The sequence below is a fragment of the Cellulosimicrobium sp. CUA-896 genome (assembly GCF_001942335.1).
GTDB lineage: Bacteria > Actinomycetota > Actinomycetes > Actinomycetales > Cellulomonadaceae > Cellulosimicrobium.
Window position 1 is genome coordinate 92,539 of the sequence record NZ_MKKH01000055.1, and the last position, 23,305, is coordinate 115,843.

Genomic DNA, 23,305 nt, shown 5'->3' on the forward strand with positions numbered 1-23,305 from the left:
CGGCACGGGGATGACGACGGTCGGGGCGGCGGCGGCCTTCTTCCGCCTGCGCAACACCGTCCAGCGCTACGACTGGGGCTCGACGTCGGCCATCCAGGAGCTCCTGGGCGTGGAGGCGGACGGACGCCCGGCGGCCGAGCTGTGGATGGGTGCCCACCCGCTCGCGCCCTCCGTCGTCGTGCCCGTCGACGGCGCCCCGGACGGTGCGGACGCGCCGTCGGGCACGCTCCTCGACCTCGTCCGGTCCGAGCCCGAGGCCGTGCTGGGCGCGCGGGTGCTCGACGCGTACGGGCCGCGGCTGCCGTTCCTGCTCAAGGTGCTCGCGGCCGAGCGGGCGCTCTCGCTGCAGGTGCACCCGCACCCGCACCGCGCCCGCGCGGGCTTCAACCGCGAGAACCGGGAGGGTGTGCCGCGCGACTCGCCGCTGCGCAGCTTCCACGACGACCAACACAAGCCGGAGATGGTCGTCGCCGTCTCGCGGTTCGAGGGGCTGTCCGGCTTCCGCGCCCGGCGCGGGTCCTCGAGCTCCTGGACGGCCTCGACGGCGACCTGGTCGCCCGCGTGCGCGCCGTGCTCGCCGCGAGCCCCACCGAGGCGGGCGTGCGCGAGGCGTTGACGCTCGTGCTCCACGCCCGCACCGAGCCCGACGTCGCGGCGGACCTCGCGCGGACCGTCGCGTCGGTGCGCGCTCGCCACGGCGCGGGGGCTGCCGCAGGCCCGGGCGCCCGGTCCCGTCGCGCCGACGCGACCGTCCTCGCCCTCGCGGAGCAGCACCCGGGCGACCCGGGCGCCGTCGTCTCGCTCATGCTCAACCGCGTGACGCTCGAGCCCGGCGAGGCCATGTTCGTCCCGTCGGGGCACGTGCACGCCTACCTGTCGGGGTGCGCGGTCGAGGTCATGGCCAGCTCGGACAACGTGCTGCGCGCGGGCCTGACGAGCAAGCTCGTCGACGTCGACGCGCTGCTCGAGTGCGCGACGTGCACGCCGGGGCCGGCGGCGCGCCCGCGCGTCACGGTCGACCCCGCGTCCGGGCTGACGACGTACCGGCCCCCCGTCGCCGAGTTCGCGCTGCGGGCCGGGGACGTGCGGCCCGGCGCGGCGGTGGACCTGCCCGACGTCGGCCCCCGCGTCGTGCTGTGCCGGACCGGTCGGCTCGTGCTCGCCGCCGGCGCCGACGGCGAGGTGCGGCTGCAGCAGGGCGAGTCGGTGTTCGTCCCGCACGCGGCGGGGCCGTTGTCCGCGCGGGGCGACGGGCACGTCGTCGTGGCGTACGTGCCGTGACCCTCACCCGCCGGGGGTGAGGCCACTGGCCTCTCGGGCTGTGACCGTGGAGCGGGAGCACCGGAGAGGAGCCCACGATGACGGCTGCGCAGGTCGCACGGCAGCAGGTCCCTCCCGACGCCGGGGCGTGGCACACGGCGACGGCAGGGGCGGTGTGCGCGGGGCTGGGGGTCGACCCGGACGTCGGGCTGACGTCGCAGGAGGTGGCGCAGCGGCTCGCCCGGTACGGGCCGAACGCGCTCGCCGAGGAGCGCACGGAGCGGCCCTGGCAGGCGTTCCTGCGGCAGTACCGGGACCTCATGCAGCTCGTGCTCGTCGGGGCGGCGGTCGTGAGCATCGTCGCGTTGGGCGACGTGACGACGGGCGTCGTCGTGCTCGCGCTGACGGTGCTCAACGCGCTGATGGGCCTGCACCAGGAGGGCAAGGCGGCGCAGAGCGTCGCGGCGCTGCGGGAGATGCTCGTCATGACGGCGCGCGTGCGGCGCGACGGCCGCGAGGTGCAGGTGCCGGCGGAGGAGCTCGTCCCGGGCGACGTCGTGGGCTTCGAGGCGGGCGACAAGATCCCGGCCGACGGCCGTCTGCTCGTCGCGGCGTCGCTCGAGATCGAGGAGGCGGGCCTGACGGGCGAGAGCACGCCCGTGGCGAAGAGCGTCGAGGCGGTCGCGGCCGACGACGCCCCGCTCGGCGACCGCACCGACATGGCCTACATGAACTCGCAGGTCACGCGCGGGCGCGGCGAGATGGTGGTCACCGCGACCGGCATGACGACCGAGGTCGGACGCATCTCGGGCATGCTCAGCGGCGTCGAGCAGGACAGGACGCCGCTCACGCGCCAGCTCGACCGCATCACCGTGATCATCACGGTGATGGCGGCGGTCGCGCTCGTCGTCGTCGTGGTGCTCGGCCTCGCGCGCGGCGAGGACTTCGACAGCCTGTTCGTCGTCGGCATCAGCCTCGCGATCGCCGCCATCCCGACGGGCCTGCCCGCGGTCGTGACGATGCTGCTCTCTCTCGGCACGCGCCGGCTCGCCGACGAGGGCGCGATCGTCAAGCGCCTGAAGTCGGTCGAGACGCTCGGCTCGACGTCCGCGATCTGCTCGGACAAGACCGGGACCCTCACGCTCAACCAGATGACGGCGCGGCGCCTCGTGCTCGCGGGCCGGAGGTTCTCGGTCGACGGCGAGGGCTACTCGACGACGGGCCGGGTCCTCGCCGCCGCGGGCTCGACCGACATCCCGCTCGCACCGTTCGCGCTGCCCATGGCCCTCGCGAGCGACGCCGTGGTGCGCGACGGCGAGTGCCTCGGAGACCCGACCGAGGGCGCTCTCGTCGTGCTCGCCGCCAAGGCCGGGCTCGACGTCGAGGAGACGCGACGGGAGCACCCGCGCGTCGCCGAGGTGCCGTTCGACGCCGAGTACAAGCTCATGGCGACGTTCCACGAGATCGACGGCGTGGTCCGTTGCTACGTCAAGGGTGCGCCCGACGTCCTGCTCGCCCGGTCGACGTCGTACCGCACGGCCGACGGCCACCCCGCCCCGCTCGACGACGACGCGCGGGCGCTCGTCGCGCGGGAGAACGACGCGCTCGCGGGGGAGGGGATGCGCGTCCTCGCGGTCGCGCAGCGCGACGTGGCGCGCGCCGACCTCGGGGGCGACCTCCTGGCGCTCGTGCGCGACCTCGAGCTGCTGGCGCTCGTCGGCATCGTGGACCCGCCGAGGCGCGAGGCGCGGGACGCGATCGCCGAGTGCAAGGAGGCCGGCATCCGGGTGCGCATGATCACGGGCGACCACGTGACGACGGCGGCCGCGATCGCCGGGCAGCTCGGGATCGAGGGCCGGGCGCTCACCGGCGCGGAGTTCGCCGCGATGCCCGACGAGCAGCTCGAGGCGGAGGTCGACGGCATCGGCGTCGTCGCGCGCGTGGCCCCCGAGGACAAGGTGCGCCTCGTCGACGTGCTCAAGCGGCGGGGCGAGATCGTCGCGATGACGGGTGACGGCGTCAACGACGCACCCGCCCTCGCGCGCGCCGACATCGGTGTCGCCATGGGGATCACCGGGACCGAGGTCACCAAGGACGCCGCCGAGATGATCCTCACGGACGACAACTTCGCGACGATCGTGGCCGCCGTCGAGGGCGGCCGCGGGCTCTACGACAACCTCATGAAGTACATCCGCTTCCAGATGGTGGTGCTCGTCGGCTTCGTCCTCACGTTCGTCGGCGCGGGGGTCTTCATGATCGCGGCCGGGACGCCGCTCACGCCGCTGCAGATCCTGTGGATCAACTTCGCGATCGACGTGCTGCTCGCGATCGGGCTCGGGTTCGACGCCGCCACAGCCGGGCTCATGCGCCGGCGGCCCCGGCCGCCGTCGCAGCCGGTGATCGGGCGTGCCCTCGGGGTCCGGCTCGCGGTCGGCGGCGTGCTCATCGCCGTCGGGACCCTCGTGGCCGTCGCGTGGGGCGAGGCGAACGCCGACCTCGTCGTCGCGACGACGATGGGTCTCACGACGATGTCCCTGCTGCACGTCGTCGCCGCGCTCGAGTGGCGCGACCCGCGGGCGAGCGTCCTGTCGTACGAGACGCTCGCGAACGGGCGGTTCGTCGTGCTCCTCCTCGCCTCGCTGGGCCTGACGTTCCTCGTCACGACCCTCGACGGGCTCGAGCGGATCTTCGGCACGGTGAGCCTCGACGGCCCGCAGTGGGGCGTGTGCGCGCTCGTCGCGCTCGCGTTCCTCGTGCTCGTCGAGCTCGGCAAGCTCCTCCTGCGCCACCTCCCGGCGCGGTGGTCCGCCGACGAGCACGACACCGCGCACGACCCGCGAGCCTGACCGTGGCGCGCCGCGGAGCGGCCGGCACCGCGGCGGGCGGCGCCCACGGTGACGCGCCGGCGGGCGTCGACCGCCGCCTCGCGGTGCTCCTCGCGATGGCGATGTTCGTCCTCGTGGTCGACACGTCGTTCATGAACGTGTCGATCTCGGCGGTGGTCCAGGACCTCGGGACCACGGTGAGCGGCGTCCAGACCGCGATCGCGCTCGAGGCGCTCGTGTCGGCGGCGTTCATCCTCATCGGCAGCCGGGTGAGCGACCTCGTCGGCCGGCGGCGTGGCTACGTGCTCGGCCTGCTCGGCTACGGCGTGGGGGCCGTCGCGATGACGCTCGCGCAGAGCCTCGCCGCCGTCGTCGTGCTCTGGTCGGTCGTCGGGGGCCTCGGCGCGGCGCTGCTCCTGCCGTCGATGCAGGCGCTCGTCCACGGCAGCTTCGAGGGCGCGGCGCGGACCAAGGTCTACGCCCTCGTCGGGGCGTCCGCGTCCGTCGCGGCCGCCGTCGGACCGCTGCTCGGCGGGTTCATCACGACCTCCCTCTCCTGGCGCGTCGCGTTCGGGCTGGAGGCCGTGGTGGTCCTCGTCGTCCTCCTGGGGGTACGGCTCGTGCGCGACGTGCCCTTCACCGGGGACCGCGCCGTCGACGTCGTCGGGGCGGTGCTGTCCGTGCTCGGCATGGGCGGCGTCGTCCTGGGGGTGCTCGTGTGGCAGGAGGGCGGCGAGGCCGTGGGCCTGACGGTCGCGGTCGGCGTCGTCGCGCTCGTCGGCCTCGCACGCTGGGTCGTCGTGCGCGAGCGGCGCGGTGCCGCGCGTCTCCTCGAGCCCGACCTGTTCCGCTCGCCCCCCTTCCGCGTCGGGGTGTCCCAGCAGACGCTGCAGCAGGTCGCGCTCGGGGGCGCGATGATCGCGCTGCCCGTGTACCTCCAGATGGCGCTCGGCTACGACGCGATGCTCGCGGGCCTGTCCCTCGCACCGCTGTCGCTGAGCATGTTCGCCGCCGCGGTCGTCGCGGGACGGCGGGCAGGCCGACGGCGGCCCGCGTCCCTCGTGCTCGCGGGCTTCGCCCTCCTCGTGGTCGGCGTGCTGCTGCTCCTGCCCGTGGTCCCGCGCGCGACGTCCGGCTGGTACCTCGCCGCACCGCTCGTCGTCGCGGGGTGCGGGCTGGGCCTTCTCGTCAGCCAGCTCAACGCGTACACGCTCTCGCCGGTCGCTGAGGAGCGGGTGGGCGAGGCCGCGGGCGTGAACTCGGCGGCAGGGTCGTTCGGGCTGTCGTTCGGCCTGGCGCTCGCGGGCGCCGTCATGCTCGCGTCGCTCGCGGCCGGCTTCACGGCGGACGCGCAGGCCAGCACGGTCCTGCCGCCCGAGGACAAGGCACGGGTGAGCGAGGTCCTCGAGGACGACGCCGAGGTGATGAGCGACGCCCAGCTCGAGACGCTGCTCGTCGACGAGCCGCCCGACGTGCGTGCGGAGGTCCTGCGGATCAACGACGAGGTCCGCGCCCGGGCGCTCCAGGTCGCGCTGCTCGTGCCGCTCGTCGCGGGGCTGCTCGGCGTCGGGCAGGCCCTGAGGATGCGCCGGCTCCCGGACCCGCCGCAGGGAGCGGCCGCGCCGTCGCTCGGTTGACTGTGAGGATCGCGTCGGCGGCCCCCGCTACGGGAGAAGGCCGAGCTCGCGCCCGCGCCGGACCGCGTCGCGTCGCGTCCCGACGCCGAGCTTGCGGTAGGCCGACTTCAGGTGCGCCTTGACCGTGTTGACCGACACGAAGAGGTCCGCCGCGATCTCGGCGTTGCTCTCCATGGTCGGCAGGACGGCGAGGACGGCGAGCTCACGGTCGGTGAGCGGCTCCACGAGCGGCGCGGGCTCGGGGGACGGGACCGCTCCCTCGAGGTGCGCGCGCAGCCGGAGGGCGATCGCGTCGCCCCGGGTGGCGACCGCCCGCACCAGGGCGGGCCGCAGCGCCGGGACGGGGATCGTGAGGAACGGGCGCGCGAGCTGCTCGGCGGACGCGAGGTCGAGTGCACGCGCCAGGAGGGCGCCGACGCGGCGGGCGTCGCTCCGCGCGGACGCGGACGCCTCGACGAGCGCCGCCTCGACGCGCACGAGGTCGTCGGTCTCGTCGTCGCCCGCCGCCGCGAGCCCGCCACGGCGTGCAGCGCGGCCCCGGTCGTCGGCCGCGAGCAGCTCGCGGGCGCGCTGCACCGCGACGACGGCGGGCGACCCGAGCGGCTCCCGGTCCGCACGCGTCGGTGAGGTGTCCGCCGCGGCGCCGAGCAGCCGCACCTCCGTGGCCGCGCGGAGCCAGAGGTCGGCGAGCAGGGGCGGCACCCCGGCGGGGCCGAGCGCGCGGTCCGCGGCCGCGAGCGCCCGGACCGCCGTGCGGGCGTGCCCCCGGGCTGCCGCGGCGTGCGCCTGCAGCACCCGGACGGTGGCCTCCGCGGCCGGCTCCCGGCCACCGGCGTCGGCCGCGAGCGCCAGGGCGAGCCGACGGTCGGGACCGTCGTCCGTGGCGCGCAGGTGGTCCACCCAGGCGAGAGCCGCGTGAGCCGCGCGCGCGGGCGGGTACGTGTCCCAGCCGCGGGCCTCGGCGAGCGCGACGACGTCCCGGGCCGATGCGGCGGCCCCGTCGAGGCGGCCGTCGGCGACGGAGCGCAGCGCCGCCGCGGCCCGCGCGCCCAGGTCGACCAGCGCGGCACCTGTCGCGCTCGCGCGGACCTCGCGGGCCGGGGAAGCCCCGCCGCCGCCGTCGCCCGCCCCGGCGTCGCACCAGGCCAGCCCGGTCGCGCGCTGCGCCGAGGCTACCGCGCGGTACACGCCGAGCGCGGGGAACGGGTACGCGGCGCCGTCGGCGAGGGCGAGCGCCGCGCCGGCGGCGGTCGCCAGCGCCCCCACGTCGCCCGTCGCGCGGGCGACCGACGCGTCGAGCAGCTCAAGGAGCACGCGGTCGGGGGTGCGTCCGTCGTGCCCGGTGAGGAGCGCCCGGGCCCGGGCGACGTGCTCGCGCGCCGCGTCGTACCGCTCGTCGACGATCGCGAGCGCCCCGGCGCACAGGTGCAGCCGGACGTCCGCGTCGAGGCGCTCGTAGGGCACCGTCGCCAGGACGGCGGCGATCGCCTCCCGGTGCGGGCCCGCGAGCTCGGCCGCGGCACCCTCGACGAGCACGTCGCCGACGAGGTGCCAGTCGCGGGCGGTGGCGGCGTGGTCGAGCGCCTGCAGCGGCTCGTCGTGCGCGGCGTACCACCGTGCGGCCGCCCGGTGCGCCTCGCGCAGCGCCACGGGGTCCTGCGCGCCGAGCTCCGCCTCGAGCATCTGGCGCAGCAGCGGGTGGTAGCGGTACCAGACGCCGTCCTCGCCCGAGCTCGTCACGAACCCGTCGGCGGCGGCGAGCGCCGGCAGCAGGTGCGCGGCAGGGGTCTCCGCGTCCAGCGCGGACGCGAGCCCGGTGCACAGCGTCGGCACGACGCTCGTGCGCAGCAGGAACCGGCGCACGGGCGGGGGCTGCAGGTCGAGCACCTCGGCGAGCAGGAACTCCGCGGCGGACCGGTCCGCACGGACGCGCTCGAGCAGGTCGGCCGCCGCCTCGATCCGGAGCCGGACCCCGGCCGCCCAGCCGCCGGTCTCGTCGAGGAGCCGGCCCAGCTCCGCGCCGTGCAGCGACCGCCCGTGCGCCGTCGCGAGCGACTCGACCTCGGTCGCGTCGAACGCGAGCTCGGCGGCTCCGATCTCGGCCACCTCGCCCTGTCCGCGGAGCCGGTGGAGAGCGAGCGGGGGGTCGGCGCGGGTGAGCACCACGAGGTGGAGGGGCAGCGGGTAGCGCAGGAGGTCGTCGATCGTCGCGGCGACGTCCGGCCCGACGTGGTGGACGTCGTCGAGCACGAGGACGGACGGCGCGGGGAGCGCCTCGAGCGCCGCGAGGGCGCGACGCAGCACCCCCGGCTGGAGCCGTCCCGAGACGCGGATCGAGTCCAGCGGGTGACCGCGGGGCACGGCGCCGGCGTCCCGCAGGGCCGTCACCAGGTCGGACCAGAAGACGGCGGGGCGCTCGTCGGAGGGCTCGAGAGTCAGCCACGCGGTCCGCGGTCCCGCCGAGGACCGCGCCCACCGCGCGACCGCGGTGGTCTTGCCCCACCCGGGTCCGGCGGACACGAGCGTGAGCCGCCGGGAGGCCGACCCGGCGAGGAGTGCCTCGACCCCGGGTCGCGCGACCGTCGGACCGCGCATCCGCGGCACCGTCGTCCGGGCGTGGACCGATGCGGGGGCACCCGGCGCGCGGACGAGCACCTCCGGCTCGGCTCGCTCCTCGACCGAGGCCATGGCGGCAGGCTACGCGCGCGGGGCGAGCCGTGCGAGGCAGGTGTCGACCGCCGCATGCTTAGGCGAGCGCCCTCGCCTTGAGGCGGCGGAACTCGTCGGCGTCGATCGTCCCCGCGTCGTGGAGCGCCTTCGCGTCCGCGATCTCGGACGAGGGCGACCGGCCGCCGCCGGCGGTGGCGCGCACGTAGTCGTCCATGATCTCGCGCCGCTGGCGGGCCTCCACGGCGTGGCGCTCGGCCATGCCGCGACCGCGGGCGATCACGTACACGAGGGCGGAGAGGTAGGGCACGACGACGAGAGCGACCACCCACGCGGCCTTCCACCAGCCGTTCAGCTGCCTGTCGCGGAACAGGTCGGCCACGATCTGGAACAGCACGACGAGGTACGCGACGACGAAGAACCACCACACCACGAGCCAGAACCACTCCCAGAACGAGTCCATCGGGCGCACCTCCGTCTCGGGCCACTGCCGTCCGTGACGGTTCCACGGTCGGCCCGGAGCCGTGGCGGGTCCTCACCCGCCGCGGGTGGTCGTCGACCGGTAGACGGTGCGAGCCGCGGACGCTACCCGCGCCGGGTGATCTCCCGGTCCCGCCGCCCGCGCATGCTGGGCGGGATGCCCGGAGCGGGCGGTCCGGACGTGGCGGAGGGAGGCGGCGTGGCTCGGACGACGGCGGTCGAGCTGGTGGTCCTCGGGCCCGTCGACGCCCTCGACCTCGAGCTCGCGGAGATGGGCGTGCACCGGACGGTCGCGTGCACCCTCCTCGAGACGACGGTCCGCGACCAGGCCGCCCTGTACGGCCTCCTCCAGCGCCTCTCCGCGCTCGGGCTGGAGCTCCTGGAGCTGCGCACCGCGCACGCCGGCGACCCGCCCGAGGTCGCGATCCTCGTCCGCGGCCCCGTCGGCGCCCTCGCCCGCGGCGTGGTCGTCGGCGACGGCCGCTCCACCCCGGGGACCCTGTCCGCCGGACCGGTGGAGGGCGCCGACCTGGCGCGGCTCCTCGCCACGGCCTGGGAGCGCTCGTCGACACCGGCGGTGCCCGGCGGCGAGCGTCCGGTCGATCCCGGCGAGCGTCCGGTCGACCCCGACGGCGGGCAGGCACGATGAGCACGCCGCAGGAGGCGACGACCGGGAGGCCGGACGGGAGCGCGGGGCACCACAGCGACCTGCACCACGCCCCGAGCGAGACCGTCCGACGGCGCTCGGCCTACCTGTACGGTCTCGTGATCACCGGCTCCGTCCTCGCGGCCGCCCCCACAGGGCTCGGGCTGGTGCGGGTCGCGGCGCTGCTGGGCGGCACGCTCGTCGTCTACTGGTGCGCCGAGACCTACGCGCACCTCATCGCCGCGCGGACGCTGGCCGGCCGGGCGCTGACCGGGACGGAACGCCGCGAGGTCGCGACCGGGGGGCTGCCGCTCGTCGCGGCGTGCGCCGTACCCGTCGTCGTCCTGCTCGTCGAGGCGCTGCTGCAGGTCGAGCCCTCCCTCGCGGTCGACGTCGCGCTGACGGTCAACGTCGGACTGCTCGTGGTCGTCGGGTGGCGCATGAGCACGGCGGGTGGGCTGCGAGGCGCCCGGCGCGTCCTGACGACGGCGGGCGCCGGGCTGCTGGGCGTCGCGATGATCGTGCTCAAGCTGTCCCTGCACCACTGACGGCGGCGATCCCGACCCTTCATTACCCCGGGTAATGAGTTAGGGTAATCATCATGCCCGTTGCGGAACCCACGCCCGATCGTGACCGGTGCCGGCCCGCGACGCTCGGCGGCGAGCTGCGCGTCGCGCTCACCCGGATCTCCCGCCGCCTGCGTGCCCAGCGCGGCGAGGCCGACCTGCCCGAGGGGCAGTTCGGCGTCCTCACCGTCCTGCACAAGGAGGGCGCCATGTCGCCCGGCGAGCTCGCCGCGCACGAGCGCGTCCGGCCGCCGTCGATGACGCGCGCCGTCAACCGGCTCGTCGAGCTCGGCCTCGTCGAGAAGGTCGAGCACGCGACGGACCGCCGCCAGGTCGTCGTGCGGCTCACCGCCGCCGGCGAGGACGAGGTGACCGAGACCCGGCGCCGCCGCGACGCGTGGCTCACGCAGCAGCTGACCGCCCTGACCCCGGACGAGAGGGAGACCTTGGCCCGCGCCAGCGAGCTGATGATCAGGATCGCCGCCCGATGAGCGCGACCTTCTCCTCCCTGCGCTACTTCAACTACCGCGTCTGGTTCGGTGCCGCCCTCGTCGCCAACATCGGCACGTGGATGCAGCGCATCGCCCAGGACTGGCTCGTCCTCACCGACCTCACCGACGACTCGGGCATCGCCGTCGGCGTCGTCACCGCGCTTCAGTTCGCCCCCGTCATCGCGCTGTCCGCCTGGGCGGGGCTGCTCGCCGACCGGCTCCCGCGCCGCCGGCTCCTCATGGTCACGCAGGGCGCCATGGGCCTGCTCGCGCTCGGCCTCGGGGCGCTCGTGCTCTCCGGGCACGTGCAGCTGTGGCACGTCTACCTCTTCGCCGCGCTCCTCGGCGTCGTGACGGCGTTCGACAACCCCGTGCGCCAGACGTTCGTCGCCGAGATGGTGCCGTCCGACCGGCTCTCCAACGCCGTCGGGCTCAACAGCGCGTCGTTCAACGCCGCGCGGCTCATCGGCCCGGGCGCGCCGGCCTGCTCATCGCCGTCGTCGGCACCGGCTGGATCTTCGTCATCAACGGCGTGACGTTCGCCGCGACCATCGCCGCGCTCGGGTTCATGCGCGCGCGCGAGCTGCACACCATGCCCAGCGCGCCCCGGAGCAAGGGGCAGATCCGCGAGGGCATCCGGTACGTGCGCCGGCGGTCCGACATCGTCGTCATCATGGTCGTCGTCGGCGTCGTGTCGACGTTCGGCCTCAACTTCCAGCTGACGTCCGCGATGATGGCGCGGGTCGAGTACGGCAAGGGCCCGGAGGAGTACGGCGTCCTCGGGTCCGTCCTCGCGATCGGCTCGCTCACCGGCGCCCTGCTCGCCGCCCGGCGCGAACGCCCGCGCGTGCGGCTCGTCATCGGGTCCGCGTTCGGGTTCGCCGTCGCGACCGGCGTCATGGCGCTCATGCCGACGTACGAGAGCTTCGCCGTCGCGTGCATCCCCGTCGGTCTCGCGTCCCTGACGATGATGACCGCCGCGAACTCCACCATCCAGATGTCCGTCGACCCCGTCATGCGCGGCCGCGTCATGTCGCTCTACATGATCGTCTTCCTCGGCGCGACGCCGGTCGGGTCGCCCCTCGTCGGCTGGGTCGCCGAGCGCTCGGACCGCGGTGGGCCATCGGGATCGGGTCCATCAGCGCCGCGCTCGTCGCCGTGGGCGCCGCGGCGTGGGCGGTGCGGAGCTGGAACTTGCAGGTGCGGTACCGCGTGCTGCAGCGTCCCCACCTGCTCGTGCGGTACCTCGACGCCGGTACGCCGGCCGAGGACGAGGCGCGCGCCGAGACGCGACGCCGGCTGCGGTCCGACGACGCGGAGGATGCCGCGCGCGCGGCCTGAGCCGACGATCCGTGGCCGGGTAGGGAGGCGGTCGGGGGCGCCCCGCACGCGGATCTGACCACGCGGCCTGAGCGCACCGCGGTACGGCTCAGGCCAGGCGGTCGACGACGTGGTCGACGCAGGCGGTGAGGGCGCGGACGTCGTCGGGCTCGATCGCGGGGAACATCGCGACGCGGAGCTGGTTGCGGCCGAGCTTGCGGTACGGGAACACGTCGCGGATGCCGTTCGCGCGCAGCGCGGCGATGACCTGCGTCGCGTCGACGGAGGCGTCGAGGTCGATCGTGCCGACGACGGTCGAGCGGTCCGCCGGGTCGGCGACGAACGGCGTCGCCCACGCGCGCGCCTCCGCCCAGCCGTACAGGTGCGCCGCGGACTCGGCGGAGCGGGCCGACGCCCAGGGCAGGCCGCCGTTCTCCAGGAGCCACTCGACCTGCTGGGCGAGCATGACGAGCGTCGCGATCGCGGGCGTGTTGAGCGTCTGGTCCTGCCGCGAGTTCGCGGCGGCCGTGCGCAGCGACAGCGACTCCGGCACCCAGCGCGTGCCGCTCGACTCGACCTCGTCGGCGCGGGCGAGCGCGTCGGGCGAGCACAGCGCGAGCCACAGGCCGCCGTCCGACCCGAAGACCTTCTGCGGGGCGAAGTAGTAGACGTCCGTCTCGGACACGTCGACGGGCAGCGCCCCCGCGCCCGACGTCGCGTCGACGAGGGTGAGCGCACCGCGCTCGCGCGAGCCCGCGACACGGCGCACGGGCGCCATGGCCCCGGTCGAGGTCTCGTTGTGCGGCCAGGCGTGGACGTCGACGTCGTCGGCCGGCTCGGGGTGCGCGACGGACCCGGGCGGCGCCGTGAGGACCTGCGACGGCTCGAGGAACGGCGCCGCCGAGGTCGCGGCGGCGAACTTCGCGCCGAACTCGCCGAACGCCGCGTGCTGCGCCCTGCGGCGCACGAGGCACGCGGTCGCGACGTCCCAGAACGCGGTCGAGCCGCCGTTGCCGAGCACCACCTCGTAGCCGTCGGGCAGGTCGAACAGCGCCGTGAGCCCTTCGCGCGTGCGGCGCACGAGCGACCGGACCGGGGCCTGGCGGTGCGAGGTGCCGAGGAGCGAGACGCCGGCGTCCGCCAGGGCGCGCACCTGCGCGGGGCGCACCTTGCTCGGTCCGGAGCCGAAGCGCCCGTCGGACGGCAGCAGGTCGGCCGGGATCGTCAGGTGGGTCGGGTTGGTCTCGCTCACGCCGTCACCATACGCGCGCGACGCGCGCGAGAGGCCCCGTCCGCCGCACGGCCGGCGCCGGAGCGTCACGGGCGGGCCCGCCCCGCGCCGGGATCGTCCCCGGAACGCGTCACGCGAGCGCCATAGACTGGCCGACGGCGGTCCGCCGGCGCAGGCGCGGTCGCCCCGGTGCGCCCGCCGTCGGGGGCGCCGCTGGCCGACGAGGGCAGGAGCGCGGCGTGACGGACCTGATCGACACCACCGAGATGTACCTGAAGACGATCTACGAGCTCGTCGAGGAGGGCGTCGTCCCGCTGCGGGCCCGGATCGCGGAGCGGCTCGGGCACTCGGGCCCGACCGTGTCGCAGACCGTCGCGCGGATGGAGCGCGACGGCCTCGTCGTCGTCACCGGCGACCGTCACCTCGAGCTCACGCAGGCCGGGCACGACAAGGCGATGCGGGTCATGCGCAAGCATCGGCTCGCCGAACGGCTCCTCACGGACGTCGTCCGGCTCGACTGGGAGCACGTGCACAACGAGGCGTGCCGCTGGGAGCACGTGATGAGCGAGCGTGTCGAGGAGCGGCTCGTCGCGCTGCTCGACCACCCGCACTCCGACCCGTACGGCAACCCGATCCCGGGCCTGTCCGAGCTCGGGGAGCCGGAGGACGGCGTGGGCTTCCTGGACGGGGTCGTCGCGCTGCCCGCACACCTGGCGGGCGCGGCGGCGGGGGAGGAGGTCGAGGTGGTGCTGTGCCGCATCGCCGAGCCGGTGCAGGTCGACGACGAGCTGCTCGCGCGGCTCGCCGGGGCCGGCGTGCTGCCCGGGCGGACGCTCGTGGCGCGGCGCTCCGAGCGCGGCGTCGCGGTGCGCGAGCAAGACGCGACGGCGGTCCTCGACCTGCCGGACGGCATCGCCCGGCACCTCTTCGTGGCGCGCCGTGACCCGGGTCACGAGCCGGAAAACGCGGGCTGACCTGCAGCGACACGTCCGAGGGCCACGGATCGTAATGGGAACGTGACTTTTGCCGAGGGCTCATGTACGGTCAGTGCTGCTCGACCGGAACTTCCGTCCGGTGGAGCCCTCGAGCGGACGCCTAACCCTGTCACCGCACGAGGTTCACGACGACCCGACGACAGGGGCGGGGGACCCACTTCCGGGCGCTGGAGACAGCGTCCTCGGGGTGAAGCCCGGCGGACCTCGGTCCGCGGGGCCGGGTGTTTCTCCCACCCGAACCCGACAGCTGACTTCGCAGGCGTCCAGGAGAGGCAAACAGTGACCGTGAGCTCGACTCGCGCCCGCCACCGCGCGGCGCGGCGTCCCGTGACGCCACTCAGCACCATCGCCCAGGCCGCGTCGGACCAGATGTCGACCGTCGGTCGTCGGACCGCCGTCGTCGCCGCGTCCTCCGGCCTCGTGGTCTCGATGATCGGCGCGGCCGCCCCGGCGAACGCCGCCCCCGTCGACAACGAGTCCAACAAGCTCAACTCCGTCGACCTCAGCGCCGTGACGGCGCAGGCGCGCCAGGCGCTCGAGGCCGCCCCGGCCGTGACGGTCGCCGCGGACGCCGCCTTCACGATCGAGGCCGCCCCCGTGACGGTGACCCCGGCTCCCGAGCCGGAGCCCGAGCCGGAGCCCGTGGTCGAGCGCTCGCAGAGCACCAGCCGCTCGCAGGAGCGCCAGGCGACGCAGGCCGAGGCGCCCGCGCAGGCCGAGGCGCCCGCGCAGGAGGAGGCCCCGGTCTCCGTCCCCGCCTCGGCGTACGGCAGCACGATCGTCTCGATCGCCGCCCGTTACGTCGGCGTCCCCTACGTCTACGGCGGCACGACCCCCGACGGCTTCGACTGCTCCGGCTTCACGAGCTACGTCTACGCCCAGGTCGGCATCAACCTGCCCCGCACCTCGGGTGCGCAGGGCTCGGTCGGCACGAAGGTCCCGCGCTCGCAGGCGCAGCCCGGCGACCTCATCTGGACCCCCGGCCACATCGCCATCTACGCCGGCGACAACATGCAGATCGACGCCCCGCGTCCGGGCAAGACCATCCAGTTCCGTCAGATCTGGCAGTCCAACCCGACGTTCATCCGCGTCGCCTGATCCACGCCACGCCGCGCGTCCTCCGGGTCGCGCGACCACGGCTCACCTCGGACCCCGTCCCCCGCGACATCGTCGCGGATGGGCGGTCCGTGGCATTCTTGACTTGTTCGTGACCTGCCGTGGGCATGGCGCCGTGTACACCTCGGCTAGGTTGGTCGCCGGACGGCACCCGGCCGTCGAGAGGAGAGTCAACGATGACCCGCACGGAAACGGTCCTCGTCGGTGTGGACGGGTCGGCGCCCAGCCTGCACGCCCTCGACTGGGCGGCCGCCTACGCCCGGCGGGTCGGGTGGCCGCTGCACGTGGTGTGCACGTACTCGCTGCCGTCGTTCACGGCTGCCTCCCTCGACGGTGGGTACGCCGCTCTCGACGACTCGGCGATCCAGGAGGGCGCGCGCGCCGTGCTCGAGGAGGCGCGGGCGCGTGCCGAGGCCGCCGGGGTGCGCACGACGGCGACGGTGACGACGGGCGACGCCGCCGGAGTCCTGGTCGAGATGTCCCGCGAGCACTCGCTCGTGGTGGTCGGCACGCGCGGTCGCGGCGGCTTCACCGAGCGTCTGCTCGGCACGGTCTCCTCCGCCCTGCCCGCGCACGCCCACTGCCCCACCGTCGTCGTGCCGTTTCGTGCCGACGCCGGTGCCGACGCGGGCGCGGAGCTGCCGCCGGTGCGGCCGCTGCGGCGCATCGTCGTCGGCGTCGACGGCTCCCCGTCCGCGGAGATCGCGGTGCGCCACGCGATCCGGCAGGCGCGGGCGTGGGACGCCGAGCTCGTCGCCGTCGCGGGCGTCCCGGTCGGGGCGGGCGCGGGGCTGCTCGCGTGGCTCCCGGCGTCGATCGACCACGAGCAGGTCCTCGCCGACGTCACCGAGGGGCTGAACGTCATCATCGACCGGCACGAGGCGGACAACCCCGGCCTGACGATCAAGCGCATCGTGCTCGACGGCACCGGGGCCGAGCTCCTCACGGAGTTCTCGATCGCGTCCGACCTCGTCGTGGTCGGCTCGCGCGGCCGCGGCGGGTTCCGCGGGCTGCTGCTCGGGTCGACGAGCCAGGCCGTCCTGCACCACTCGGCGTGCCCCGTGATGGTCGTGACGAAGAAGTGCGACGACGACGCGGAGGAGTCGGCGCAGGCGAGCTGACGCGGGTCGGGCGTGGCGGCGGGCGGACCGGGGCGGCGGCGGGCCTACCATCCGGACCCTCGTCCCTCGGGTCCTCCCGCCAGACCCGCCACGACCCGCCGCCGCCCCCGGTCCGCCCGCCTGGTGCACCGTCTCGCCGAGCAGGAGAGGCCGGGTCAGCTCCGGTTGCGGTACAGCCGCATGGTGATCGGTGCGAGCACGGCTGTGAGGACCACGGACGCGACGAGCACCCACATGATGCCGGTGAGGTCCGGGTCGCCTCCCATGAGGCTGCGGACGGCCGTGACCAGGTGCGTGACCGGGTTGACGTCGACGAAGCGCTGGAGCACCACGGCATCGTCGACGGGTCGACGAAGATGTTCGACGCGAACGTCAGCGGCATGAGGACGAGCATCGACGTGCCCATGACGGCGTTGGGGGAGCGCAGCACGAGCCCGAGCGCCGTGAAGACCCAGCTGAGCGCGAAGGCGAAGACGAGCAGCAGCACGATCCCGAGCGCGACGCCGACGACGCCGCCCGGCGGCCGGAAGCCGAGGACCAGCCCGAGTGCGAGGGTGACGAGCGACGCGATGGTGTAGCGCACCGTGTCGCCGAAGAGCGCGCCGACGATCGGCGCGGGCCGCCACACGGGCAGCGACCGGAAGCGGTCGAAGACGCCCTTCGAGATGTCGGTGTTCATCGTGTAGCCGGTGTAGATCGTCGTGAAGAGCACCGCCTGCACGAGGATGCCGGGCAGGAGGAACTGCAGGTAGCTCTGCACGTCGCCGGCCAGCGCACCGCCGAACAGGTACGTGAACATCAGGGTGAAGATGATCGGCGACACCGTGACGTCGAACAGCTGCTCGGGCACGTGCTTGATCTTCAGCAGCGCGCGCCACGTGTACGTGAGGGTCGCCGAGACCGGCGACGGCCGGCTCGGGCGGTGCTCGAGCGCGACGGCCTCGCGGAGCGCGCTCGCCTCGGGCGCGCGCAGCTCGGCGGCGGTGGTGGGTTCGGTCGCCATCAGGCCACCTCCTCGATCGTCTCGTCGGCGTCCTCGACGGGCTGGCCGGTGAGGGCCAGGAACACCTCGTCGAGGCTCGGCTGGCCGAGGGTGAACTCCGGGACCGTGATGCCCTCGTCCGCGAGCGCGGGCAGGATGCGCGCGACGGCCGGGCCGCCGTCGTCCGGCACGCGGGCCGAGAACGCGTACGGGTCGTTCGCGAGGGCGACCTCCGTGCCGAGCAGCACCCCGACGAGCTCCGCGGCGCGGGCGCGCTGCGCGGAGTCGGCGAGCCGCAGCTGCACCGACCCCTCCCCGACGGACCGCTTGAGCTCGGTCGCGGTGCCCTCCGCGATGACCTTGCCGTGGTCGATGACCGCGATCTTGTCCGCGAGCTGGTCGGCCTCCTCCAGGTACTGCGTCGTGAGGAGCACCGTGGCGCCGTCGGCCACGAGGACGCGCACGATGTCCCAGACCTGGTTGCGGCTGCGGGGGTCGAGGCCCGTCGTCGGCTCGTCGAGGAACAGCACGCGCGGGCTCATGACGAGGCTCGCCGCGAGGTCGATGCGGCGGCGCATGCCGCCGGAGTACGTCTTGACCTGCCGGCCGCCCGCGTCGCCGAGGCCGAACGCCTCCAGGAGCTCCTGCGACCGCCGCCGCGCGGTGCCGCCGAGGAACCCGTAGAGCCGCGCGAGCATGACGAGGTTCTCGGTACCGGTGAGGTCCTCGTCCACGGACGCGTACTGCCCGGTCAGCCCGACGACGGAACGCACCTTGTCGGCGTCGTGCACCACGTCGTGGCCGAGCACGGTCGCGCTGCCCGCGTCGGGCTGCAGGAGCGTGGCCAGCATGCGGACCGCGGTGGTCTTCCCGGCGCCGTTCGGCCCGAGCACCCCGAGCACCGTGCCCTCCGGAACGGCCAGGTCGACGCCGTCGACCGCCTTGGTCACCGACTTGCCGGACGTGAAGTGCTTGACGAGCCCGCGGGCCTCGATCGCCAGGCCGCCGCTCGGCGATGAGCTCATGTCCCCTCCTCTGGTCGCGGAGCGCGGGTCGTCGCGCTCACGTGGCTGCACACCCACGCTCCGACCGCGACGGGGCGGAGAACTCATCGGGGTGCCCGCACCCCATCGTGCTCCCCGGGGGTGACACGGGACCAGTGAGTTTTCTCAGGACGTGCGGCGCCGACGGGTCACCGGGCCGCGGCCTGCTCCGCGGCGGCGAGCAGCACGCACGTCGCGACGCCGTCCATCGCGACCCGCACCTCCTCCAGCGGCGGGAGCGACGGCGCCAGGCGCAGCACCTTGTCCTCCGGGTCCTTGCCGTACGGGTAGGCGGCGCCGGCCGGGGTCAGGGCGATGCCCGCGCCCTTCGCGAGCTCCACGACGCGCGACGCCGTCCCCGACGGCACGACGAGGCTGACGAAGTAGCCGCCGCGGGGCGCGTTCCACGACGCGACGTCCCACGGCCCGAGGCGCTCGGCGAGCGTGTCGGTGACCGCCTGGAACTTGGGCGCGAGGATGCGGCGGTGCTCGCGCATGTGGGCGCGCACGCCGTCGGCGTCGCCGAAGAACAGGGCGTGGCGCAGCTGGTTGACCTTGTCCGGGCCGATGGACTGGGCGGACAGGTGCTTGCGGAACCAGGCGACGTTCGCGGGGGAGGAGCCGAGGAACGCGACGCCGGCACCGGCGAACGTGATCTTCGACGTCGAGGCGAACAGCACCACGCGGTCCGGGTTCCCGGCCTCGGCGGCCATGCGGATCGCGTCGGCGCTCGTGACCTCCTCCTCGGTGAGGTGGTGCAGCGCGTACGCGTTGTCCCACAGGATCCGGAAGTCGGGCGCGGCCGTCGGCATCGACACCAGGCGGCGCGCGACGTCCTCGGAGACGACGGAGCCGTCGGGGTTGGCGTAGGTGGGCACGACCCACATGCCCTTGATGCTCGGGTCGTCCGCCACGAGCGCGGCGACGGCGTCGACGTCGGGCCCGGCGGGCGTCATCGGGACCGGGACCATCTCGATGCCGAGCTCCTCGCACACCGTGAAGTGGCGGTCGTAGCCCGGCACGGGGCAGATCCAGCGCACGCGCTCCTCGCGGCCCCACGGCCACTCGGAGCCCGGGACGCCGAAGAGCATGGCGTACACGAGCGTGTCGTACATGAGCGTCAGGCTCGCGTTGCCGCCCGCGAGGAGCTGCTCGACGGGCAGCCCGAGGAGCTCGGCGAAGATCCGCCGCAGCTGCGGCAGGCCGTCGAGGCCACCGTAGTTGCGCACGTCCGTCCCGGTGTCGTCCGTGTGCACGCCCTCGCCCGGCAGCGCGAGCAGCGCCTCGGACAGGTCGAGCTGCGCGGCCGACGGCTTGCCGCGCGTGAGGTCGAGCCGCAGCCCGAGGGACTGCAGCTCGGCGTAGGCGCGGCGCAGGTCGTCGAGGGACGCGGCGAGCTCCGGGCGCTCGCCCGTCCCGCTCGGCGCGGCGGCGGGGACGTGGGGCTGGGACGGCTGCGCGGTGGTCATCCCCAGGACTCTACCGAGGGCTCGCCAGCCACGTCAGGGCGTCCTCGAGCGCGGACAGCCCGAGGTCGAGGTCCTCGGCGGAGACGGTCAGCGGCGGGGCGATCCGGATGGTCGAGCCGTGCGTGTCCTTGGCGAGCACGCCGCGCGCGAGCAGCGCCTCGCACAGGTCGCGGCCGGTGCCGCGGGCCGGATCGAGGTCGAGGCCCGCCCAGAGCCCGACGCCGCGCGCGCCGTCGAGCAGCCCGGCACCCACGAGCGCGGCGAGCCGGGCGTGGAAGGTCTCGCCGAGCGCGCGGGCGCGCGCCTGCGGCTCGCCCGTGGCGAGCAGGTCGACGACCGCGAGCCCGACGGCGCACGCGAGCGGGTTGCCGCCGAACGTGCTGCCGTGCGTGCCCGGGGTGAGGACCTCGAGGACGTCGCGACGCCCGACGACCGCGGACACCGGCAGGATGCCCCCGCCGAGCGCCTTGCCGAGCGTCACGAGGTCCGGCCGCACGCCCCACAGCTCGCACGCGAGGGTGGTGCCGGTCCGGCCGAGCCCGGACTGGACCTCGTCCGCGACGAGCAGCACGTCCCGCGCCGCCGTGAGCTCGCGCAGCGCGGGCCAGAACCCGTCCGGCGGCACGACGACGCCCGACTCGCCCTGGACCGGCTCCATGAGCACCGCCACCGTGGTGTCGTCGACCGCGTCCGCCACGGCGTCGACGTCGCCGTAGGGCACCGTGCGGAAGCCGGGCGTGTACGGGTCGAAGCCGCGCAGCGCGTCGGGGTCGTCGGAGAACGACACGATCGTCGTGGTCCGGCCGTGGAAGTTTCCGGTGGCGACGACGATCGTCGCCTCGCCGGGCGGCACGCCGCGCACGTCGTAGCCCCACTTGCGCGCGGTCTTGATCGCGGTCTCGACGGCCTCGGCGCCCGTGTTCATCGGCAGGACCATCGCGCCGCGCCCCTCGGGCCCGCCGCCGGCGGTCAGCGGCCCGACGAGCCGGGCGAGGGCGTCCGCGAACGGGTGCAGCAGGTCGTGGTCGAACGCCCGCGACGTCAGGGTGACGCGGCCGAGCTGGCGGACGGCGGCGTCGACGAGGGCGGGGTGGCGGTGCCCGAAGTTCAGCGCGGAGTAGCCGGCGAGCAGGTCGAGGTAGCGGCGGCCCGCGACGTCGGTCACCCATGCACCCTCGGCCGTCGCGACCGTGACGGGCAGCGGGTGGTAGTTGTGCGCGAGGCTGTCGGCCCGGGGCGTCCCGGACCGCAGCCCCTGCGCGGTCATGACGCACCGCCGCGGTGCGGAGGTCGGATCTCGAGCGTGCAGCACTTCGCGCCGCCGCCGCCGCGCAGCAGCTCGGAGGTGTCCACCGGCACGGGCTCGTAGCCGCGCTCGCGCAGGGCGCCGGCGAGATGCTCGGCCCGCGGGTTGAGCACGACGTGGTGGCCGTCGCTCACGGCGTTGAGGCCGAGCACGACGGCGTCCTCCTCCCGTGCCTGCAGCGCGTCCGGGAACCGCTCGCGGAGCACCTCCTGCGACGCCGCCGAGAACGCGGCCGGGTAGTAGACGACGTCGACGCCGGCCCCGAGGGCCTCGCCCGTGCGTGCGCCGCGGCGCCCCTCGGGGCGCTCGGTGCCTGACGTGGCGGCGCCCGGGCCGTTGCCGCGCAGCACGGTGAGCGCGGTGTCGAGGTGGTAGAAGCGCGGGTCGACCAGCTCGAGCGTGACGACCTCGCGGCCCCAGAGCGCCGCGGCCTCGGCGTGCGCCGCGCGCGTCGTGCGGAAGCCGGTGCCGGCGAGCACGACGTCGCCCGCGACGAGCAGGTCCCCCTCGCCCTCGTTGACGTGCTCGGCGAGGTGCGTGACGTACCCGTGGTCGGCGAACCACTTGAGGTAGGCCGGGCCCTCGGGTCCGCGCTCAGCGTGGTGGAAACGGGCGGAGTAGACCAGGCCGTCGACGACGGTGGCCCCGTTCGCCGCGTACACCATGTCCGGCAGGCCGGGCAGCGGGGTGATCGTCTCGACCACGTGCCCGAGGTCGCGGAACGTGTCGCGCAGGCGCTCCCACTGCGCGACGGCGTGGGGCGTGTCGACCGGGCTGCTGCGGTCCATCCACGGGTTGATCTCGTAGCTGACGGTGAAGTACGTCGGCCGGCACATGAGGTAGTGCCTGGGGTGCATCGTCGCCTCCGATCTCGTCGGCCCGCGCGCACGGGTGGTGCGGTGCCGGGTGTCGCCCGGGCCGTGGGTGTTCGGCCGGACGGCGTGCTGGACGTCAGCGTACGTCCGGACCGCGCACCGGTCCCGGCAGCGCGGAAGTGCATGCCGAGCATTGACGACGATACGTCAGCGATATATCGTGAGCGTGTCGACGGCGGCCGGTCCGGCTCGCCTCGACGTCCCGGGTCCGCCGCGACGCCGCGCGACCCGCTCGGCAGCCCGACCTGTCGGCCGCTGCTCCCGACCGGGAACGCCCGGGCGCCACCACCCGTGCTCACCCTCTTTCGGAGACTTCCCATGAACCACGCACACGACCACCGCGGCCGCGGCCGCGCTCACGACCACTCTCACGACCATGACTCTCACCCCGCGGGCGCTCGTCGCCGTCGCGGGGGATTCCCGCCCGTGCCCGACGACGCGGCCTGGTTCCGCGGCGACGGTCCCGGTCGTGGGGCCCCGGGCCGCGGCACCGGCGGCCGCGGCGCCCCGCGCGGTCCCGGCCGGGGCGGGTTCGGCGGTCCCGGCGACGGCGGCCCACGTTCCGGTCCCGGCTTCGGCCCGGCCTTCGGTCCCGGTTTCGGACCCGGCGGGCGCGGCGGCGGCCGGCGGCACGGCGGCCCCCGCCGCGCAGGCCGCGGCGACGTGCGCGCCGCGATCCTGCTCCTCCTCGCCGAGGAGCCGAAGCACGGCTACCAGCTGATCCAGGAGATCGCCGACCGGAGCGAGGGCCAGTGGCGTCCCAGCCCGGGCGCGGTCTACCCGGCGCTGAACCTGCTCCAGGACGAAGGGCTCGTCGAGCTGTCGTCCGAGGGCGGGCGCCGCATGGCCTCGCTCACCGAGGCCGGGCGTGCCCACGTCGCGGAGCACGCCGAGCGGCTCGGCGACCCGTTCGCCGAGGCCGCCGGTCGCGGCGGGCGCTCCCGGCACGCGCTGCGCGCCGGCGTCGAGGCCGTCGCCGCGGCGGTGCACCAGGTCGCGCGCACGGGCACCGACGAGCAGGCGAAGGCCGCGGCCGACCTGCTCGAGCGCACCCGGCGCGAGCTCTACCTCGTCCTGGCCGGCCCGGCGCCGACGGCGACCGCCGACGCCGGGGCGACCGCTCCGTCGTCGGGCTCCCCGGTCGACGACGCACCCGCCGACGAGTCCGTCGAGGACGCGCCGGTCGAGGACCGACCCGACGCCGACTGATCGGACGCCGACCGATCTTCGGCGCGTCGAATGGCGGATAACCCGGGGTTCGGCGCGTCGAGTGGG

18 protein-coding genes, 2 pseudogenes and 1 riboswitch are annotated in these 23,305 nt (G+C 75.1%); of the genes and pseudogenes, 12 read left to right on the top strand and 8 right to left on the bottom strand.

Annotation, left to right across the window (positions count from 1 at the left end; translation table 11 throughout):
• The first annotated feature begins 10 nt into the window (after positions 1-10).
• From manA to BJF88_RS14980, 4 genes are all read left to right on the top strand, one after another.
• Complete coding sequence (gene manA / locus BJF88_RS22440; RefSeq protein ID WP_255372068.1) at positions 11-616, top strand: mannose-6-phosphate isomerase, class I; 606 nt, start codon at positions 11-13, stop codon at positions 614-616.
• Positions 562-1,281 carry a hypothetical protein gene (locus tag BJF88_RS22445; RefSeq protein WP_255372069.1) on the top strand — a complete coding sequence of 240 codons (720 nt, stop codon included), beginning with the start codon at positions 562-564 and terminating at the stop codon, positions 1,279-1,281. Before manA ends, BJF88_RS22445 begins: the two co-directional genes overlap by 55 nt.
• A gap of 77 nt (positions 1,282-1,358) precedes the next feature.
• Entirely contained in the window at positions 1,359-4,106 is a 2,748-nt protein-coding gene (locus BJF88_RS14975) for an HAD-IC family P-type ATPase (RefSeq protein ID WP_075829374.1), read from the top strand.
• A gap of 95 nt (positions 4,107-4,201) precedes the next feature.
• A complete protein-coding gene (locus BJF88_RS14980; protein WP_083649184.1) occupies positions 4,202-5,722 on the top strand; it encodes an MFS transporter in 1,521 nt (506 codons plus the stop codon).
• Between the two features lie 27 nt (positions 5,723-5,749).
• Here the strand turns inward: BJF88_RS14980 and BJF88_RS14985 are convergent, their stop codons facing one another.
• Both BJF88_RS14985 and BJF88_RS14990 read right to left on the bottom strand, forming a co-directional pair.
• Complete coding sequence (locus BJF88_RS14985; protein WP_139316099.1) at positions 5,750-8,317, bottom strand: LuxR C-terminal-related transcriptional regulator; 2,568 nt, start codon at positions 8,315-8,317, stop codon at positions 5,750-5,752.
• A gap of 151 nt (positions 8,318-8,468) precedes the next feature.
• Positions 8,469-8,852, bottom strand: coding sequence for an SHOCT domain-containing protein (locus tag BJF88_RS14990; protein WP_075829377.1), 384 nt, complete (start codon positions 8,850-8,852; stop codon positions 8,469-8,471).
• 216 nt (positions 8,853-9,068) lie between these two features.
• Between BJF88_RS14990 and BJF88_RS14995 the strand changes: the two genes are divergently transcribed.
• From BJF88_RS14995 to BJF88_RS15010, 4 genes and pseudogenes are all read left to right on the top strand, one after another.
• Positions 9,069-9,518 (top strand): hypothetical protein, encoded by a 450-nt coding sequence (locus tag BJF88_RS14995; RefSeq protein WP_139316100.1) that lies wholly within the window; start codon positions 9,069-9,071, stop codon positions 9,516-9,518.
• On the top strand, positions 9,515-10,063 hold the full coding sequence (locus tag BJF88_RS15000) for a hypothetical protein (protein WP_075829379.1): 549 nt from the start codon (positions 9,515-9,517) through the stop codon (positions 10,061-10,063). The genes BJF88_RS14995 and BJF88_RS15000 overlap by 4 nt, the downstream gene beginning before the upstream one ends.
• A gap of 53 nt (positions 10,064-10,116) precedes the next feature.
• Entirely contained in the window at positions 10,117-10,572 is a 456-nt protein-coding gene (locus BJF88_RS15005; RefSeq protein ID WP_075829380.1) for a MarR family winged helix-turn-helix transcriptional regulator, read from the top strand.
• Positions 10,569-11,913, top strand: a pseudogene (locus BJF88_RS15010) (MFS transporter). The gene BJF88_RS15005 and the pseudogene BJF88_RS15010 overlap by 4 nt, the downstream one beginning before the upstream one ends.
• A gap of 88 nt (positions 11,914-12,001) precedes the next feature.
• Here the strand turns inward: BJF88_RS15010 and serC are convergent.
• On the bottom strand, positions 12,002-13,144 hold the full coding sequence (gene serC / locus BJF88_RS15015; protein WP_075829421.1) for a phosphoserine transaminase: 1,143 nt from the start codon (positions 13,142-13,144) through the stop codon (positions 12,002-12,004).
• A 218-nt stretch (positions 13,145-13,362) separates the two neighbouring features.
• Between serC and BJF88_RS15020 the strand changes: the two genes are divergently transcribed.
• The 3 genes from BJF88_RS15020 to BJF88_RS15030 all read left to right on the top strand — a co-directional run bounded on the left by BJF88_RS15020 (position 13,363) and on the right by BJF88_RS15030 (position 16,355).
• Complete coding sequence (locus tag BJF88_RS15020; RefSeq protein ID WP_075829381.1) at positions 13,363-14,097, top strand: metal-dependent transcriptional regulator; 735 nt, start codon at positions 13,363-13,365, stop codon at positions 14,095-14,097.
• 137 nt (positions 14,098-14,234) lie between these two features.
• Positions 14,235-14,395, top strand: a riboswitch (cyclic di-AMP (ydaO/yuaA leader).
• A gap of 50 nt (positions 14,396-14,445) precedes the next feature.
• Positions 14,446-15,216: a C40 family peptidase gene (locus tag BJF88_RS15025; RefSeq protein WP_255372070.1), complete on the top strand. Its 771-nt coding sequence runs from the start codon at positions 14,446-14,448 to the stop codon at positions 15,214-15,216.
• Positions 15,217-15,410: 194 nt separating this feature from the next.
• The gene (locus tag BJF88_RS15030) at positions 15,411-16,355 is read left to right on the top strand and encodes a universal stress protein (RefSeq protein WP_075829383.1); all 945 of its coding nucleotides are present in this window, start codon (positions 15,411-15,413) and stop codon (positions 16,353-16,355) included.
• 382 nt (positions 16,356-16,737) lie between these two features.
• On the opposite strand, the pseudogene BJF88_RS15035 reads toward BJF88_RS15030, so the two are convergent.
• The 5 genes and pseudogenes from BJF88_RS15035 to ddaH all read right to left on the bottom strand — a co-directional run.
• A pseudogene (locus BJF88_RS15035) lies at positions 16,738-17,358 on the bottom strand (ABC transporter permease); the annotation flags it as partial.
• The gene (locus BJF88_RS15040) at positions 17,358-18,362 is read right to left on the bottom strand and encodes an ATP-binding cassette domain-containing protein (protein WP_075829384.1); all 1,005 of its coding nucleotides are present in this window, start codon (positions 18,360-18,362) and stop codon (positions 17,358-17,360) included. The pseudogene BJF88_RS15035 and the gene BJF88_RS15040, both read right to left, overlap by 1 nt.
• 167 nt (positions 18,363-18,529) lie before the next feature.
• On the bottom strand, positions 18,530-19,849 hold the full coding sequence (locus tag BJF88_RS15045; protein WP_075829385.1) for an aminotransferase class I/II-fold pyridoxal phosphate-dependent enzyme: 1,320 nt from the start codon (positions 19,847-19,849) through the stop codon (positions 18,530-18,532).
• A gap of 10 nt (positions 19,850-19,859) precedes the next feature.
• Positions 19,860-21,116 (bottom strand): ornithine--oxo-acid transaminase, encoded by a 1,257-nt coding sequence (gene rocD / locus BJF88_RS15050; protein WP_075829386.1) that lies wholly within the window; start codon positions 21,114-21,116, stop codon positions 19,860-19,862.
• The gene (gene ddaH, locus BJF88_RS15055; RefSeq protein WP_075829387.1) at positions 21,113-22,012 is read right to left on the bottom strand and encodes a dimethylargininase; all 900 of its coding nucleotides are present in this window, start codon (positions 22,010-22,012) and stop codon (positions 21,113-21,115) included. The genes rocD and ddaH overlap by 4 nt, the downstream gene beginning before the upstream one ends.
• Positions 22,013-22,456: 444 nt before the next feature.
• Between ddaH and BJF88_RS15060 the strand changes: the two genes are divergently transcribed.
• Positions 22,457-23,239, top strand: a complete 783-nt coding sequence (locus BJF88_RS15060) for a PadR family transcriptional regulator (RefSeq protein WP_075829388.1) — start codon at positions 22,457-22,459, stop codon at positions 23,237-23,239.
• The last annotated feature ends 66 nt before the right edge of the window (positions 23,240-23,305 follow it).

Coding starts and splice junctions, on each gene's coding strand:
- manA (WP_255372068.1), top strand. CDS start 11: ATGACGACGGTCGGGGCGGCGGCGGCCTTCTTCCGCCTGCGCAACACC.
- BJF88_RS14975 (WP_075829374.1), top strand. CDS start 1,359: ATGACGGCTGCGCAGGTCGCACGGCAGCAGGTCCCTCCCGACGCCGGG.
- BJF88_RS14980 (WP_083649184.1), top strand. CDS start 4,202: ATGGCGATGTTCGTCCTCGTGGTCGACACGTCGTTCATGAACGTGTCG.
- BJF88_RS14985 (WP_139316099.1), bottom strand. CDS start 8,317: ATGCGCGGTCCGACGGTCGCGCGACCCGGGGTCGAGGCACTCCTCGCC.
- BJF88_RS14990 (WP_075829377.1), bottom strand. CDS start 8,852: ATGGACTCGTTCTGGGAGTGGTTCTGGCTCGTGGTGTGGTGGTTCTTC.
- BJF88_RS15000 (WP_075829379.1), top strand. CDS start 9,515: ATGAGCACGCCGCAGGAGGCGACGACCGGGAGGCCGGACGGGAGCGCG.
- BJF88_RS15005 (WP_075829380.1), top strand. CDS start 10,117: ATGCCCGTTGCGGAACCCACGCCCGATCGTGACCGGTGCCGGCCCGCG.
- BJF88_RS15030 (WP_075829383.1), top strand. CDS start 15,411: ATGACCCGCACGGAAACGGTCCTCGTCGGTGTGGACGGGTCGGCGCCC.
- BJF88_RS15040 (WP_075829384.1), bottom strand. CDS start 18,362: ATGAGCTCATCGCCGAGCGGCGGCCTGGCGATCGAGGCCCGCGGGCTC.
- BJF88_RS15045 (WP_075829385.1), bottom strand. CDS start 19,849: ATGACCACCGCGCAGCCGTCCCAGCCCCACGTCCCCGCCGCCGCGCCG.
- rocD (WP_075829386.1), bottom strand. CDS start 21,116: ATGACCGCGCAGGGGCTGCGGTCCGGGACGCCCCGGGCCGACAGCCTC.
- ddaH (WP_075829387.1), bottom strand. CDS start 22,012: ATGCACCCCAGGCACTACCTCATGTGCCGGCCGACGTACTTCACCGTC.